This window comes from Microtetraspora fusca, from assembly GCF_001570365.1.
In the GTDB taxonomy this organism is placed as follows: Bacteria; Actinomycetota; Actinomycetes; order Streptosporangiales; family Streptosporangiaceae; genus Microtetraspora; species Microtetraspora fusca.
This window is the reverse complement of the sequence record NZ_BBYK01000045.1, coordinates 52,702-66,183: the sequence shown is the minus strand read 5'-3', so window position 1 is coordinate 66,183 and position 13,482 is coordinate 52,702. Positions and strand designations below refer to the sequence as shown.

The following is a 13,482-nucleotide window of genomic DNA, read 5'->3' as shown; positions in this document are numbered from 1 at the left end:
CTTAGCTGACCGATCGGACAGTTCTGACCGATCGGACAGTGGGACGCCGGTACGAGAGACCACCACATCTCCGGGTACGGGCAGAAATTCCGTGAAAGGGTGAGGCGGGACCACCCGCGATCATCGAGGTCAGGAAGGCGGCGTGCCGTGGACTTCAAGCTCGAACTTGTGCCGATCCCCGTCTCGGACGTGGACCGCGCCAAGGAGTTCTACACCGAGAAACTGGGATTCGTCTGCGACGTCGACTTCGGCAACGGCGCGTTCCGCGTCGTACAGGTGACGCCTCCGGGGTCGGCCTGCTCGATCGCGTTCGGCGTCGGCGTCGTGGACACCCCGCCGGGGTCGGTGAAGGCTCTGCACCTGGTGGTGAAGGACATCCACGCCGCCCGTGCCCTGCTCGTCGAGCGCGGGGTGGACATCGCCGAGGTGGAGGATCTCACCGCGCCCGGCAAGCCCACCGTCTGCTACGCCGCCTTCTCCGACCCGGACGGCAACGGCTGGACGCTGCAGCAGCTGCCGTACTGAGCCAGCGGCACACATGGAAAAGGCCGGTACGCCCCCAGAGGCGCACCGGCCTTCGGCCGTCGGCGGCTCAGCCGGCCAGGTTGGCGCCGATGCCCCGCAGGACGTCCGCGGCCTGGGTGACGATCCCGTCGATCAGCTCCTCACAGGAGGGCAGGTCGTCGATCAGCGCCACCACCTGGCCGGAGGCCATCACGCCGAGGTCGGGACGTCCGTCCACCATGGCCGCCTTGAGCAGCATGGGCGTGTTGGCCGCCATCAGCACCTGGGACCAGGTCAGCTCCTTGCCGTGCTTCATGGCCAGCCCGTCGCGGATCATCCCGGTCCAGGACATCCCGGAGACGCGGCGGAACCTCGCGGCGTTGCGCACCGCGCGGACCAGCCCGCTCACCTGCCCCGACCGCTCCAGGGCGTCGACCAGCGGCGTGCGCAGCACCCGGTGCGGCATCCCGTCCACCTGCCGGGTGACCACGGTGTCCGACATGCCGAGGTAGGTCCGCTTGACCGCGTCCGGGACCGAGCTGTCCCGGGTGAGCAGGAAGCGGGTGCCCATCGCCACGCCGGCCGCGCCGTACACAAGGGCGGCGGCCAGGCCGCGCCCGTCGAAGAAGCCGCCGGCGGCGATCACCGGGATGTCGACCGCGTCCACGACCTGGGGCAGCAGCAGGGTGGTGGCGACCGCTCCGGTGTGGCCGCCGCCCTCGCCTCCCTGGACCAGGACGGCGTCGGCGCCCCAGGCGGCGACCTTCTCCGCGTGCCGCCGCGCCCCGACCGAGGGGATCACCACGATCCCGGCGTCTTTCAGCCTGGCGATCAGCTCCTGGCGGGGGGCGAGCGCGAACGAGGCGACCTTCACCCCGTGCTTGATCAGCAGGTCGATGCGGTCGCGCGCGTCCGAGGCGTCCGCGCGCAGGTTCACCCCGAAGGGCGCGTCGGTGCGCGAACGGACCTCCGCGATGGCCGAGGCGAGCTGGTCGAGCGTCATGGTGGCCGAGGCGAGGACGCCGAGGCCGCCCGCGTTCGCCACCGCCGACACCAGCCGCGGGCCCGCCACCCAGCCCATGCCGGTCTGCACGACGGGGTGGCGCACCCCGATGAGCCGGGTCAGCGGGGTGTCCAGGACCTGCTCGATCACGCCCGGACCTCCCGGTCGCGCAGGCTCCTCGGGTCGAGCACCTCGCGGATCAGCCGCAGCTCCTCGTCCGTCGGCTGCCGGGTCTCCGGCACGTCGCCGTCGATCACGAGATCGAACCCGGTGGCGGCGGCGACCTGCTCGACCGTGACGCCGGGATGCGTGGAGACGAGCCGCATCGCGCCGTCCGGCGTGCCGAAGTCGAACACGCCCAGGTCGGTCACCACCCGGCGCAGGTCGTGGAACCGGGACGCACGCGGGCCCAGCTCGGCCGCCCGGTCGTAGCCGACACCGCTGACCATGTCCACCTTCGGGACGAACACCCGGGTGGAATGCTTGGGGATCCAGTAGCTCGTCGGGTTGCAGATCGTGTTGCCGGGGGCGCCGCGCACGCCGAGGAGCTGGGACTTCGGCCGCTCCCAGGCGCCGACGGCCGAGATGTTGGTGTTGCCGTGCCGGTCGATCTGGGAGGCGCCCATCATCACGTGACGGCGGCCGTTCTGCACCAGCCACAGGTGGTCGCGGAACGGCATCCAGCCCTCGACGGGCCCGGCCGGCGCGCCGAACGGCACCGGCTCGGCGGTGAGCATCGCCCCGCCGTCGGTGGTCAGCAGCCCCGGCTCGAACGTGAGCCGGGCCAGCCGGGCGCCCAGGATCGAGCAGGTGCCCATCGCCGCGGCCAGGATCTCGCCGTCGCCGCGCCACGCCTCGGCGCAGGCGACCACGCAGATCTCCGCACGGGTCGCGATCATCGTGCCTTCTCCTCCTGCTCCTCGTGCTCCTCGTGCCAGCGGCGGACCGCCTCCTGGTAGGCCGCCTCGTCCCCGCTCAGAAACCGCTCGGCGAACGCCGCCCACGCGTCCGGGTCGGCCGCCGACGTCGCGTAGTGCCGCTGGAACGCCTCGTCCCTCGCACGGTCGGGGCCGCAGTCGGTGAAGTGGCCGCCGTTCGGGGTCTCCACCACGCCGGCCGTGTGCATCCGGCTGACGAGCAGCGTCTGCGGCGGCCCGTCCAGCTCGCCGGGGCCGACCAGCCGCTCGCAGCTCACGTAGCAGCGGCCCGCCGCCTTGGCGAACAGGTCGTCCATGTACGGGTCGGGGCCGAGGTACTGGCCGTTGCCCCGCGTGTCGGCCCGGTCCAGGTGGATCAGCGCCGCATCGAGCGTCAGCGCGGGCACCGCGAGGAGCTCCTCCCCGTCGTCGTACGGCGAGCGGACGGTGCGCAGGTCCGGGTTGACCCGCAGGACGTCCGAGCCGAGCCCGGCCCGGGTGGGCAGGAACGGCAGCCGGTGCGCGGCGGCGAGCAGGCCGAACATGAACATGCCCTCGTCGTACTCGACGAACTCGACCGCGCCGCTCTGCCTGGCCGCCCTGAAGTGCGGTTCGAGCGGCACGGAGTCCAGCGTCACGAAGGGGGCGACCACCCTGCGGACCTTGCCGGCCGCGCACAGCAGGCCCACATCGGCCCCGCCCAGCGACACGATCGTCAGGTCCTTGAGGGACGAGCGGTAGATCGCGCGGACCAGGGCCATCGGCTTGCGCCGCGAACCCCACCCGCCGATGCCGATCGTCATGCCGCTCTCCAGCGACCCGACGACCTCCTCGACCGTCATGATCTTGCTGGTATTCATTGGTCGCTCACCACTCCTCACTCACTCCACGGGCGGCCTCGTCCCTCGGCCGACCACTCCCCTCGCTGCGTCGAGTTCGCTCCGCGCTCACTGGTCGCTCACCACTCCTCACTCGCTCCGTCATCACGCCCCCTCGGAGACGAAGCCGTCGCGGTGGCGGTCGCCGGCGCCCATGAGGTTGAGCTCGAAGGTGAAGCCCTGCTCGAACCGGTAGCTGCGGTGGACGTCGACCGGGTCGATGCCGTTCAGCGACTCCTTGGCCCGGCGGATCACGTACGGGTCCTTGCCGGCGATCTGGGCCGCGACCTCGAAGGCGGCGTCCCTGAGCCGGTCGCGCGGCACCACCTCCAGCACCGAGCCGTGCGCGTGCAGCTCGGCCGCCGTGATGGTCCGGCAGGTGTACACCATCGCCCGCATCAGGTGCTGCGGAACCAGCCGGGCGAGGTGCGTGGCCGCGCCGAGCGCGCCGCGGTCCACCTCGGGCAGCCCGAAGTACGCGTCCTCGGACGCGACCACGATGTCGGCGTTGCCCACGAGGCCGATGCCGCCGCCGAGGCAGAAACCGTGCACGGCCGCGATGACCGGCACCTCGCACTCGTACACCGCGGAGAACGCGGCGTAGCAGCCCCGGTTGGCGCCCACCAGGGCGTCGAACCCGCTGGTGGCCTGCATCTCCTTGATGTCCACGCCGGCGTTGAATCCGCGGCCCTCGGCGCACAGCACGACGACGCGGGTCTCCGGCTCCCGCCCGGCCTGCCGTACGGCGTCGGCGAGGTCGAACCAGCCGCGCACGGTCAGCGCGTTGACGGGCGGCGTGTCGACGACCACCTCGGCGATGCCGTTGCCATGGTTCCTGGTGGAGATTCCCATACGCTACCTTTCCACCAAACATTTGTTAGAAATGACGGTAGCAGAAGGTACGGTTCCCGGACACGGCTCGCCGTCCCGGGCGTCGCCGCGAACAGGCGGACGACAGGAAGACAAGGGAGAGCTGAGGATGATCTGCAAGGACCGCGTCGTCATCGTGACCGGCGCCGGACGCGGCCTCGGCCGCGCGCACGCCCTGGAGTTCGCCCGGCAGGGCGCCAAGGTCGTCGTCAACGACCTGGGTGTGAGCCGGTCCGGCGACGGCGGCTCGGACGGCCCGGCGCGGCAGGTGGTCGAGGAGATCCGCGCGCTCGGCGGCGAGGCCGTGGCCGAGACCTCCGACATCGCGACCGACGCCGGGGCCTGCGCGCTGGTCGCCACCGCCCTGGAGCGCTTCGGCCGGCTGGACGTGCTGGTCAACAACGCCGGCTTCCTGCGCGACCGCATGCTGGTCAACCTCTCCGAGGAGGAATGGGACGCGGTCATGCGGGTCCACCTGAAGGGCCACTTCCTGCCGCTCAAGCACGCCGGCCTGCACTGGCGGGCGGAGTCCAAGGCGGGCCGGCGGCCCGACGCCCGGGTGATCAACACCTCGTCCGGCGCGGGCCTGCTCGGCAGCGTCGGCCAGGGCAACTACTCCGCCGCCAAGGCGGGCATCGTCGGCCTCACCCTGGTCGCCGCCGCCGAGCTCGGCCGGTACGGCGTGACCGTCAACGCCATCGCCCCGGCGGCGCGCACCCGGATGACCGAGGAGGTCTTCGCCGCCACGATGACCGCGCCTGAGGACGGCGCCTTCGACGCGATGGCCCCCGAGAACGTCTCCCCGCTGGTGGCCTGGCTCGGCTCGGCCGAGTCCAGAAACGTGACCGGCCGCGTCTTCGAGGTCGAGGGCGGCCGGATCTGCGTGATGGAGGGCTTCCGCCACGGCCCGGCCACCGACAAGGGCGCCCGCTGGGACGCGGCCGAGCTGGGCGCCGAGATCGCTGGGCTGCTGAAGGAGGCCGCCCGCCCCGAGCCGGTCTACGGCGCCTGATCCCCCGGGCTCACTCCGCCGTCACCGCGCCGGTCACCGTACTGGTTGCCACGCCGGCGGCCACCATGCCGGTCGCCGGGCGCTTCACCGGGCCGTCGCGCGGCGGCCCGGACGGGCGCGCCACAGGCTCACCGCGCCCAGGGCCGCGGCCACACATGCCAACGGCACGGCGGGCAGCATGTACCGGTGGTCGAAGTCGAGCGCGGCGATCGGCCCGAGGAACAGGAACATCGCCGTCGCCCACGGCAACAGGGCCGGTCGCCGCCGCCCGATCGCGCCGAGGCCGCCGAGCAGCAGGACCACGCCGAACAGCGGACCGTGCAGCGCGTTCGGGTAGCGGTATGCCGCGAAGAAGGCGTCGTAGGGCGCGACGGACGACATCCCGCGGATCGCCGGGTCGTACGCCACCCGGACCTGGTGGATGAGCGGGAACGACGGCAGCGGCCAGGAGCCGACCGGGAACGTCAGCGCCGGGACGACCCGCTTCGGGTGGCTCACGGGCGTCCACGCGAAGGCGAGCGACGCGTCGGAGGCGACCTCGCGGAGGTAGTCGAGCGGCTGGGCGGCGATGGCGCGCAGCGCGAACGACCGGGCGAGGTCGTTGTGGGAGAAGCGGTCGCCCGGCAGCCGGTTGAGTGAGGCGTCCGCGGCCCACACGTACTCGGACGCGGCGTCGACGACGGTGCCGTTCGGGCAGAGCCGCGCCTCGTCGGCCGGCGGCCTGATCTTCGCGCAGTCGGCGAACGTCATGGTGCGCGCCCACAGCGCCACCCCGTCCGAGCCGCTGAGCGCGAAGCGCCCGTGGTGCTGCTGGTACCAGCCCGCGTAGGCGGCGAGCGGCAGCGTCCCCGCGACGGCCAGCGCGACCACCGGCCGCCATCCGGCCCGCTGGAGGAGCAGGTACAGCACGAACAGGGCGAGCAGCGGCGCCGCGGCCGTCCGGGTGAGCCCGGCCGCCGCGAGCAGCACCCCGGCCACGACGGCGGACCGCACCGAGGGCTTCGCCCGCCACATGAGGACCATCAGCGCGGCGATGACGAGGAACGTGACCTGGGTGTCGGAGAGCACGGAGTGTTCGAGCCGCAGGAACGACGGGTCGAACAGCACGGGCAGCGCGGCCAGGGTCGCGCCCCACGCGGGCAGCGAACGCCGGCGCAGCAGAAGATAGATCATCAGGCCCATGCCGAGCCCCATGACGTGCTGCACGCCGACCGCCAACGAGACGCTGTGGAACGGCCACAGCAGCCGCAGGAAGAACGAGTAGCCGGCGGGATGGAACGCGCCGCCGGGCTTCAGATGGACGGCCGTGTCCAGATAGGTGAACGAGTCGTACCAGTAGAGCTGGGCGGTGTCGTAACCGAGCATGACGACCGCGCGCAGCGCCGCCGCCAGGGTGATCACGACGGCGAAGAGGCCGTGGCCCGAGCTGAGCGCGCGGCGCAGGCGGTGGCGCGCGCCGCCGCCCATGGTGGCGGGTTCGATCTGGACGCCACCCGGTGAGGTGAGCATGGACGGTCCCCCTGGTCCAGGGCCGGGCGATTCCCGGCATCGGAGGGGAACTGAAGCCGATGATCGATAAACTCGTCGTCACTTGATCCGGTTACGTCCGCGTTATGGCGCTGATGACATGGTGGCGCGGTTCGACGGCATTTCGCCGAACAGCTCGACGGCATCGCATGACATAGGGGGCACGTTGCGGGTACTGGTCGCCGAGGACGAGCGGATGCTCGCCGACTCGATCGCGGAGGGGCTTCGCGGGGAGGCGCTCGCGGTGGACGTCGCCTACGACGGGGAGGCGGCGCTGGAACGGGTGCGCGTCCACGACTACGACGTGCTGATCCTCGACCGCGACCTGCCGGGCGTCCACGGCGACGAGGTGTGCCGGGCGGTGGTCGCGGACGCGGCCGCGGTGCGCATCCTGATGCTCACCGCGTCGGGTGACGTGCGCTCCCGGGTGGCGGGCCTCTCCCTCGGGGCCGACGACTACCTGCCCAAGCCGTTCGCGTTCGAGGAGCTGGTGGCCCGGGTCCACGCGCTGGGCCGCCGGGTCCGGGCGGCCGATCCGCCGATCCTGGAGCGGGCGGGCATCCGGCTGGACTGGGCGCACCGGCAGGTGTTCCGGGACGGGCGCTACGTGCCGCTGGCGCGCAAGGAGTTCGGCGTGCTGGCCGAACTGCTGCGCGCGCGAGGGGCGGTGGTCTCCGCCGAGACGCTGCTGGAGAAGGTGTGGGACGAGCACATCGACCCGTTCACCAACACGGTGCGCACCACGATGATGAAGCTGCGCCGCAAGATCGGCGACCCGCCGGTCATCGAGACCGTCACCGGAGTGGGGTACCGCATCCAATGAAGAGCAGCGTCCGGCTCCGGTTCGCCCTCGCGTGCGGCGGGGTCTTCGTCCTCGCCGGGGTCATCCTGGTCGCGGTGCTCGCCTTCGTCGTACGGCAGAGCCTGGAACCGCGTGACGGGCTCCGGCAGCCGCGGCAGATCAACGCCGCGGGGCGCACCATCTGGCCCGGCACGGACGAGTACTACATCGCCGGGCAGCGGGTCGCGCAGGTCAGGCGCGTCTACCAGGCCGACACGATCAAGAACGTGCTGGTCTGGGGCGGCGTCGCGGTCCTCGCGGGTGGCGGGCTGGCGGCGGCGGCCGGCTGGCGGGCCGCCGGATGGACGATGCTCCCGGTCCGATCGGTCACGGCGCGCGCGGTGCGCGTCGCCCAGAGCCACGACCTCGCCGAACGCATCGCCCACAAGGGGCCGGACGACGAGCTCAAGGAGCTGGCCGACACCATCGACGACGTCCTCGCCCGGCTGTCTCGCTCGTTCGACGGTCAGCGGCGGTTCATCGCCAACGCCTCGCACGAGCTGCGCACGCCACTCACCATCAACCGCACGCTGGTGGACGTCGCGGTGCGGCGGCCGGACGCGAGCGAGGACGTCAAGCGGCTCGGCGAGTCGCTGCTCGTGGTCAACTCCCGGCACGAGCGGCTGATCAACGGCCTGCTCGCCCTGGCCGAGGGCGAGCGGGCGGTGCTCGACCGGCGGCCCTTCGACCTGGCCGACGTGGCCGAGCACGTGACCGACCTGGCCGCCGGCGAGGCCAAGGAGCAGGGCGTGACCGTCCACCGGCTGCTCGACCCCGCGCCCACCGCGGGCGAGGCCGTCCTGGTCGAACGGCTCGTGCAGAACCTGGTGGAGAACGCGATCCGGCACAATCACGCGGGCGGCGAGGTCTGGGTGTCCACCCGGCGGCGGACGGACCGGGTGGAGCTGGTCGTGTCCAACACCGGCCTGCCCGTACCGCCGTACGAGATCGAGACGATCTTCGAGCCGTTCCGGCGGCTGCACGGCGACCGGCTGCGCTCCGACCGGGGCAGCGGCCTCGGGCTGTCCATCGTGCGGGTGGTCGCCGAGGCGCACGGCGGCACCGTGACGGCCCACCCCCGCGAGGAGGGCGGGCTCACGGTCGCCGTCGAGCTGCCGACCGACTGAGACCCCGCCAGGGTGTGGGCCGGGCACCGGACCGTCGGCCTCACGCCAGGGACGGGTGACCGCGGTGCTTCCGGGGGCCATAGGCCATCCATCGGTGGCGGAGCGAGGGATCGTCTCGGGTGCCGTGCGCTTCAGGAGCGCAAAGGCAGGCGGAGCACGAACCTGGCGCCGCACGGAGAGTCGCCGATCGTGAGCGTGCCGCCATGGTTCTCCGCGATCTGCCGGGCGATCGGCAGGCCGAGGCCGGTGCCCCCGGCGTCCTTCCTCCGTGAGGCGTCCAGCCGGGCGAAGCGCTGGAAGACGATCTCCCGTTGATCGGGCGGGATGCCGTCGCCGTCGTCCACCACTTCGAGCACCGCTGATCCGTCATCGCGGGCGACCTCGACCGTCACGTTGTGCTCGGCGTGGCGCTCCGCGTTGTCGAGAAGGTTGCCCAGAAGCCGGGACAGGTGCAGCGGGTCGCCGTCGACCACCACGCCGGGGGTGAGCTGCTCGGTCACCGTGACCTTGCGTGCCCGCCGTACCAGCTCGGACTTCACCAGCTCGGCCAGGTCGACGGGTTCGCGTCGCCCGGGAGCACCCGCGTCCAGGCGCGCGATGTCCAGAAGGCTGGCGACCATGAGCTGCAGCCGTTCCAGGCTGTCCAGCACCGCACGCGCGGTGCGCGGCCAGTCGGTCTCCTCCGGGTGGAGGAGCGCCTCATCGAGTTCGGTGTGCATGGCGGTCAAGGGGGTGCGCAGATCATGGGACGTATCGGAGGCGAAACGGCGCTGCTGTTCCACCGCACGCTCCGCCCGGTCCAACGTCTGGTTCGCCCGTTCCGCGAGCCGGCGCAGCTCGTCGTGGAACCAGGGCACCGGCACCCGCTGGCTCAGGTCGCCACCGGTGATCTCGGCCAGCTTGGACGTCATCGCGTCCACCGGTTGGAGCGTGCTGCTCACGGCCCGGTAGGCGGCCAGAGCGGTGACCCCGACCAGCAGGAGCCAGCCCGCGATGAGCAGGCCCAGGAAACGGAGGCTGATGTACCAGGGGACGTCGGAGACGACCATGTGGAGCCGCCAGATCCCGTCGGACACGTGGAAGGGGAAATAGACGCCGATCTTGCACTCGCCCGGGAAGGCCCGCAGGTTGCAGATGTCGCTGGTCGCGATGTTGTCGGCGCTGTAGATCAGCCTCGTCATCGGCGGCGCTTTCGCCACGTTCGGTGTCGCCGCGAAGAGAGCGCCGGAGGGGTCGAACACCTGGACCGCGATATCCGGATCCTTGGGAAGGTGGGAGACCGTGCCCTTCTGGCGTACCTCCTGACTGATCTGCACGGCCTCGGCGACGAGGTCCTTCGAGTAGTATTCCCGGACATTGTCCCGCACGTTCACCAGGATGAGCGCCGCGATGACACTGCAGATCAGCGCCATGACGGCGGTCGTCATCACCGTCAAGCGGGTTCTGATGGAGCAGCGCTGCCACATGCGAACCGGGGCCATGACATCGGCCACGTGATGACACTAGGACAGCTTTTTTCCGTTAGCGGGAGATTTAACCCCAAAATAGGCTAATTAGCGTGATATTCGGGGTGTATCGGATGATCCAGGCGAAGACCGCCAGCCGGACCGCGCCGCCTGAGAGGGCGTTCGCCTCGTCGGAGCACATCACGCTCTGGAGACGCGGGAGAGCTCGGCCTTCTGCACCTTGCCCGAGGCGTTCTTGGGCAGGCCGTCCACGACCACGACCTCGCGGGGCACCTTGAAGTTCGCGAGGAGGCCCCGGCAGTACTCCAGGAGCGCGTCCGGGCTGAGGTCGGCGCCGGGGCGCGGCACGACGTAGGCCCGGCCGACCTCGCCCATCCGCTGGTCGGGGACGCCGATCACAGCGGCCTCGGCGACCCCCTCGTGCCGGGCGAGCACCTGCTCGATCTCGGCGGGGTACACGTTGAAGCCGCCGACCACGTACATGTCCTTGGAGCGGCCGGTGATGGTCAGGTTGCCGCGCTCGTCCAGGCGGCCACGGTCCCCGGTCACCAGCCAGCCGTCCCTGATCGCACCGGCGGTCGCCTCGTCGTCGTCGAGGTAGCCGAGCATCACGTTGTAGCCGCGGACGAGGACCTCGCCGTCCTCCCCCGCCGGGACGTCACGGCCCTCCGGGTCCACGATGCGCAGATCCACGCCGTCGATCACGCGGCCGGCGGTGTTCGCCACGGTTTCGTCGTCGTCGTCCAGCGAACAGGAGGAGACGGTGCCGCACGACTCGGTCAGCCCGTACGCGGTGACGACCTCGGGGAACAGCTCCGCCCGCATCCGCCGCACCAGCGCGACCGGCACCACCGCCGCGCCGGTCACCGCGAGGCGGAGCGAGGAGAGGTCGAACCGGGACCGCTCCGGCGCGTCCAGCAGCGAGACGTAGATGGTGGGCGCCCCGGGCAGGACGGTGATCCGCTCGGCCTCGACCAGCCGCATCGTCTCGCCGGTCTCGAAGACCGGCTGCAGCACCATCGTCGCGCCCCGGAGCAGGCAGGCGACCACGCCCGCCTTGTAGCCGAAGGAGTGGAAGAGCGGGTTGACGATGAGGTAGCGGTCGCCGTGCCGTACGCCGGTCCGGTCGCACCACGACCGGTAGGTGCGGACGTTCTGCTCGTGGGTGCACATCGCGCCCTTGGACCGGCCGGTCGTGCCCGAGGTGAACAGGATGTCCGCGACGTCGCCGGGGGCGACCGACGCCGCACGCTCCACCGCGCGCTCGCCGGTGACGCCGCCCGCCTCGGCGAGGAAGGCGTCCCAGGAGGTCGCGCCGGGCCGCGGCTCGGCGTCGTACGTGACCACGGCGGCGAGGCCGGGCAGGCCGGGGACGCCGCCGCCCTCCCCGGGCACGCCGAGCATGTCCAGATAGCCGTTGCCGAGGAACCCGTCCTGTACGAAGAGCATCCGGGCCCGGCTCCGCTGGAGCAGCCACCGGGCCTCGTCGCCCTTGTAGCGCGTGTTGACCGGCACGACGACGGCCCCGGCGGCGAGCGCGCCCAGGGCGGTCACGATCCACCTCAGGCTGTTCGGCGCCCAGATCGCGATCCGGTCGCCGCGCTCGACGCCGAGCGCGACGAACGCCCGCGCCGCCTCGCGCGCCCGGTCCCGCAACTGCGCGTACGTCACCCGGTCGGGGCCGTCCACCACGGCTTCGACGTCGGGGAAGTCGTGCGCGGCACGCTCCAGCGCGACCGGAATCGTCAGTACGTCGTTATCGATCATGCTGCCTGCCTTCTGTAGGCGCCTTTCGGGTTCCGGGGTGAGCCGCCGCGACGCCCATGATCCCGCCGCGCGACGCCCGCCGCCAGGGCCGTCCCGGTGGCCGGTACGGAGCCCCCGCGGGACGCGGCGCGCCCGTAGCCTCCGGTGGGTCGGCTTGACCGAACGAGAGGACCACGATGAACGCGACGATCGACTTCGGCGGCCGTGCCGTACTGGTGACCGGGGGGACCAAGGGCATCGGCTTCGTGATAGCGGAGCGGTTCCTGGCCGCGGGCGCCGAGGTGGCCGTGTGCGGGCGCAACGAGCCGGACGTCCTGCCCGCGGCGGACGGCCGGACCGCGCGGTACTTCCCGGCGGACATCCGGGACGCCGCGGCCGCCGCGGCCCTGGTGGAGGGCGTCGTGGCCGAGTTCGGACGGCTCGACGTCCTGGTGAACAACGCCGGTGGGTCGCCGGACGCGGACGCCGCCACGGTCTCGCCCCGGTTCGTGGAGCGCATCGTGGACCTGAACCTGCTCGCGCCGTTCTACGTGGCGCAGCCGGCCAACAAGGTGATGCGCGAGCAGGAGAGCGGCGGGTCAATCATCAACATCGGCAGCGTGTCCGCGCACGACCCGCAGCCGGGCACCGCCGCCTACTCCGCCGCCAAGGCGGGCCTCCTCGTGCTGACCCGCGCGCTGGCGCTCGAATGGTCCCCCAAGGTGCGGGTCAACCACATCACGACCGGGCTGATCCGCACCGAGGCCGCCGCCCATATCTACGGCCCGGACGAGGGCGCCTCGGTCGCCAAGGTCATCCCGATGGGCCGCATGGCGGCGCCCGGCGACGTGGCCGACACCTGCCTCTACCTGGCCAGCGACCTGGCGTCCTACGTGACCGGCGCGGACATCGCGGTCCACGGCGGCGGCGAGATCCCGGCACGCTACCTGGCGGCACGGCCGGCCACCCCGTGACCGGCGGTCCCCCGCGCGCCACCTGCACCAGCACCTCGTGCTCGCGCGCGGTCACGTGCGCCGGTCGAGCCGCATGCGGGCAAGCTGCCGGTGGTTCTGTTCGGTTCGGGGGACGGCGGGCCGCGCACGCTGGGCACCACGCTGGTCGAGGACCTGGCCTCGCGCGGCTACCTGGTCGTCACCGTCGACCACACCTACGAGGCCGACCAGGTCGAGTTCCCCGGCCGACGTCTGGCGCGCGCCCTGCCGCTGCCCGCGAAACTGACGCCGAAGGTCATCGCCAAGCTGCTGGCCAAGCACGCGCGGGCGCGCCTGGCGGACATGCGCTACGTCCTGGACCAGGTCACCGCCCTGGCCCACGGCTCGTTCACCGACCTGCAGCCGTTGCTGCCGCAGATCGCGGCCAAGCTCCCCAAGGTGCCGCTCGCGGACTACGTGGGCACGATCGATCCCGGCCGTTCGGTCGCGGCCCAGCGCGCCTACGTCGGGGCCTTCTTCGACCTGCACCTGCGAGGCAGGCCGACCCACCTGTTCGATGGCCCCGACACTCGCTTCCCCGAGGTCTCCCTCATCCCCTGACCCCCGCCACATCACCGCGTTCAACCGTCGTCGCAGGT

The 13,482-nt window shown here is 72.0% G+C and carries 13 protein-coding genes; 6 read left to right on the top strand and 7 right to left on the bottom strand.

The window, feature by feature from the left end; genetic code table 11:
• Positions 1-147 precede the first annotated feature (147 nt).
• On the top strand, positions 148-525 hold the full coding sequence (locus tag AWQ68_RS14235; protein WP_066940463.1) for a VOC family protein: 378 nt from the start codon (positions 148-150) through the stop codon (positions 523-525).
• A gap of 67 nt (positions 526-592) precedes the next feature.
• Here AWQ68_RS14235 and AWQ68_RS14230 read toward each other — a convergent pair whose 3' ends face one another.
• The 4 genes from AWQ68_RS14230 to AWQ68_RS14215 form a co-directional block, all read right to left on the bottom strand.
• Positions 593-1,654 carry an NAD(P)H-dependent flavin oxidoreductase gene (locus AWQ68_RS14230; RefSeq protein ID WP_218006884.1) on the bottom strand — a complete coding sequence of 354 codons (1,062 nt, stop codon included), beginning with the start codon at positions 1,652-1,654 and terminating at the stop codon, positions 593-595.
• On the bottom strand, positions 1,654-2,406 hold the full coding sequence (locus AWQ68_RS14225; RefSeq protein WP_066940460.1) for a CoA-transferase subunit beta: 753 nt from the start codon (positions 2,404-2,406) through the stop codon (positions 1,654-1,656). The genes AWQ68_RS14230 and AWQ68_RS14225 overlap by 1 nt, the downstream gene beginning before the upstream one ends.
• The gene (locus AWQ68_RS14220; RefSeq protein WP_066940458.1) at positions 2,403-3,284 is read right to left on the bottom strand and encodes a CoA transferase subunit A; all 882 of its coding nucleotides are present in this window, start codon (positions 3,282-3,284) and stop codon (positions 2,403-2,405) included. Before AWQ68_RS14220 ends, AWQ68_RS14225 begins: the two co-directional genes overlap by 4 nt.
• Positions 3,285-3,407: 123 nt before the next feature.
• Complete coding sequence (locus tag AWQ68_RS14215; RefSeq protein ID WP_066940456.1) at positions 3,408-4,154, bottom strand: enoyl-CoA hydratase family protein; 747 nt, start codon at positions 4,152-4,154, stop codon at positions 3,408-3,410.
• 127 nt (positions 4,155-4,281) lie between these two features.
• Here AWQ68_RS14215 and AWQ68_RS14210 point away from each other — a divergent pair, with 127 nt between their 5' ends.
• Positions 4,282-5,184 (top strand): SDR family oxidoreductase, encoded by a 903-nt coding sequence (locus tag AWQ68_RS14210; protein WP_066940454.1) that lies wholly within the window; start codon positions 4,282-4,284, stop codon positions 5,182-5,184.
• A gap of 84 nt (positions 5,185-5,268) precedes the next feature.
• On the opposite strand, the gene AWQ68_RS14205 is transcribed toward AWQ68_RS14210, so the two are convergent.
• A complete protein-coding gene (locus AWQ68_RS14205; RefSeq protein WP_084463987.1) occupies positions 5,269-6,693 on the bottom strand; it encodes a hypothetical protein in 1,425 nt (474 codons plus the stop codon).
• A gap of 184 nt (positions 6,694-6,877) precedes the next feature.
• Between AWQ68_RS14205 and AWQ68_RS14200 the strand changes: the two genes are divergently transcribed.
• Both AWQ68_RS14200 and AWQ68_RS14195 read left to right on the top strand, forming a co-directional pair.
• Positions 6,878-7,534: a response regulator transcription factor gene (locus AWQ68_RS14200; protein ID WP_066940452.1), complete on the top strand. Its 657-nt coding sequence runs from the start codon at positions 6,878-6,880 to the stop codon at positions 7,532-7,534.
• Positions 7,531-8,679, top strand: a complete 1,149-nt coding sequence (locus AWQ68_RS14195) for a sensor histidine kinase (protein WP_066940450.1) — start codon at positions 7,531-7,533, stop codon at positions 8,677-8,679. Before AWQ68_RS14200 ends, AWQ68_RS14195 begins: the two co-directional genes overlap by 4 nt.
• A gap of 131 nt (positions 8,680-8,810) precedes the next feature.
• On the opposite strand, the gene AWQ68_RS14190 is transcribed toward AWQ68_RS14195, so the two are convergent.
• Both AWQ68_RS14190 and AWQ68_RS14185 read right to left on the bottom strand, forming a co-directional pair.
• Positions 8,811-10,172 (bottom strand): sensor histidine kinase, encoded by a 1,362-nt coding sequence (locus AWQ68_RS14190; RefSeq protein ID WP_084463985.1) that lies wholly within the window; start codon positions 10,170-10,172, stop codon positions 8,811-8,813.
• 153 nt (positions 10,173-10,325) lie between these two features.
• Entirely contained in the window at positions 10,326-11,912 is a 1,587-nt protein-coding gene (locus AWQ68_RS14185) for a FadD3 family acyl-CoA ligase (protein ID WP_066940448.1), read from the bottom strand.
• A 176-nt stretch (positions 11,913-12,088) separates the two neighbouring features.
• Between AWQ68_RS14185 and AWQ68_RS14180 the strand changes: the two genes are divergently transcribed.
• Positions 12,089-12,865, top strand: a complete 777-nt coding sequence (locus AWQ68_RS14180) for an SDR family oxidoreductase (RefSeq protein WP_066940445.1) — start codon at positions 12,089-12,091, stop codon at positions 12,863-12,865.
• Between the two features lie 90 nt (positions 12,866-12,955).
• Positions 12,956-13,444, top strand: a complete 489-nt coding sequence (locus AWQ68_RS14175) for an alpha/beta hydrolase (protein WP_066940442.1) — start codon at positions 12,956-12,958, stop codon at positions 13,442-13,444.
• Positions 13,445-13,482: the final 38 nt, after the last annotated feature.

Bases quoted from the DNA above. Each gene is read 5' to 3' on its own strand.
- AWQ68_RS14195 (WP_066940450.1), top strand. From the start codon at position 7,531: ATGAAGAGCAGCGTCCGGCTCCGGTTCGCCCTCGCGTGCGGCGGGGTC.
- AWQ68_RS14220 (WP_066940458.1), bottom strand. From the start codon at position 3,284: ATGAATACCAGCAAGATCATGACGGTCGAGGAGGTCGTCGGGTCGCTG.
- AWQ68_RS14180 (WP_066940445.1), top strand. From the start codon at position 12,089: ATGAACGCGACGATCGACTTCGGCGGCCGTGCCGTACTGGTGACCGGG.
- AWQ68_RS14185 (WP_066940448.1), bottom strand. From the start codon at position 11,912: ATGATCGATAACGACGTACTGACGATTCCGGTCGCGCTGGAGCGTGCC.
- AWQ68_RS14225 (WP_066940460.1), bottom strand. From the start codon at position 2,406: ATGATCGCGACCCGTGCGGAGATCTGCGTGGTCGCCTGCGCCGAGGCG.
- AWQ68_RS14215 (WP_066940456.1), bottom strand. From the start codon at position 4,154: ATGGGAATCTCCACCAGGAACCATGGCAACGGCATCGCCGAGGTGGTC.
- AWQ68_RS14205 (WP_084463987.1), bottom strand. From the start codon at position 6,693: ATGCTCACCTCACCGGGTGGCGTCCAGATCGAACCCGCCACCATGGGC.
- AWQ68_RS14210 (WP_066940454.1), top strand. From the start codon at position 4,282: ATGATCTGCAAGGACCGCGTCGTCATCGTGACCGGCGCCGGACGCGGC.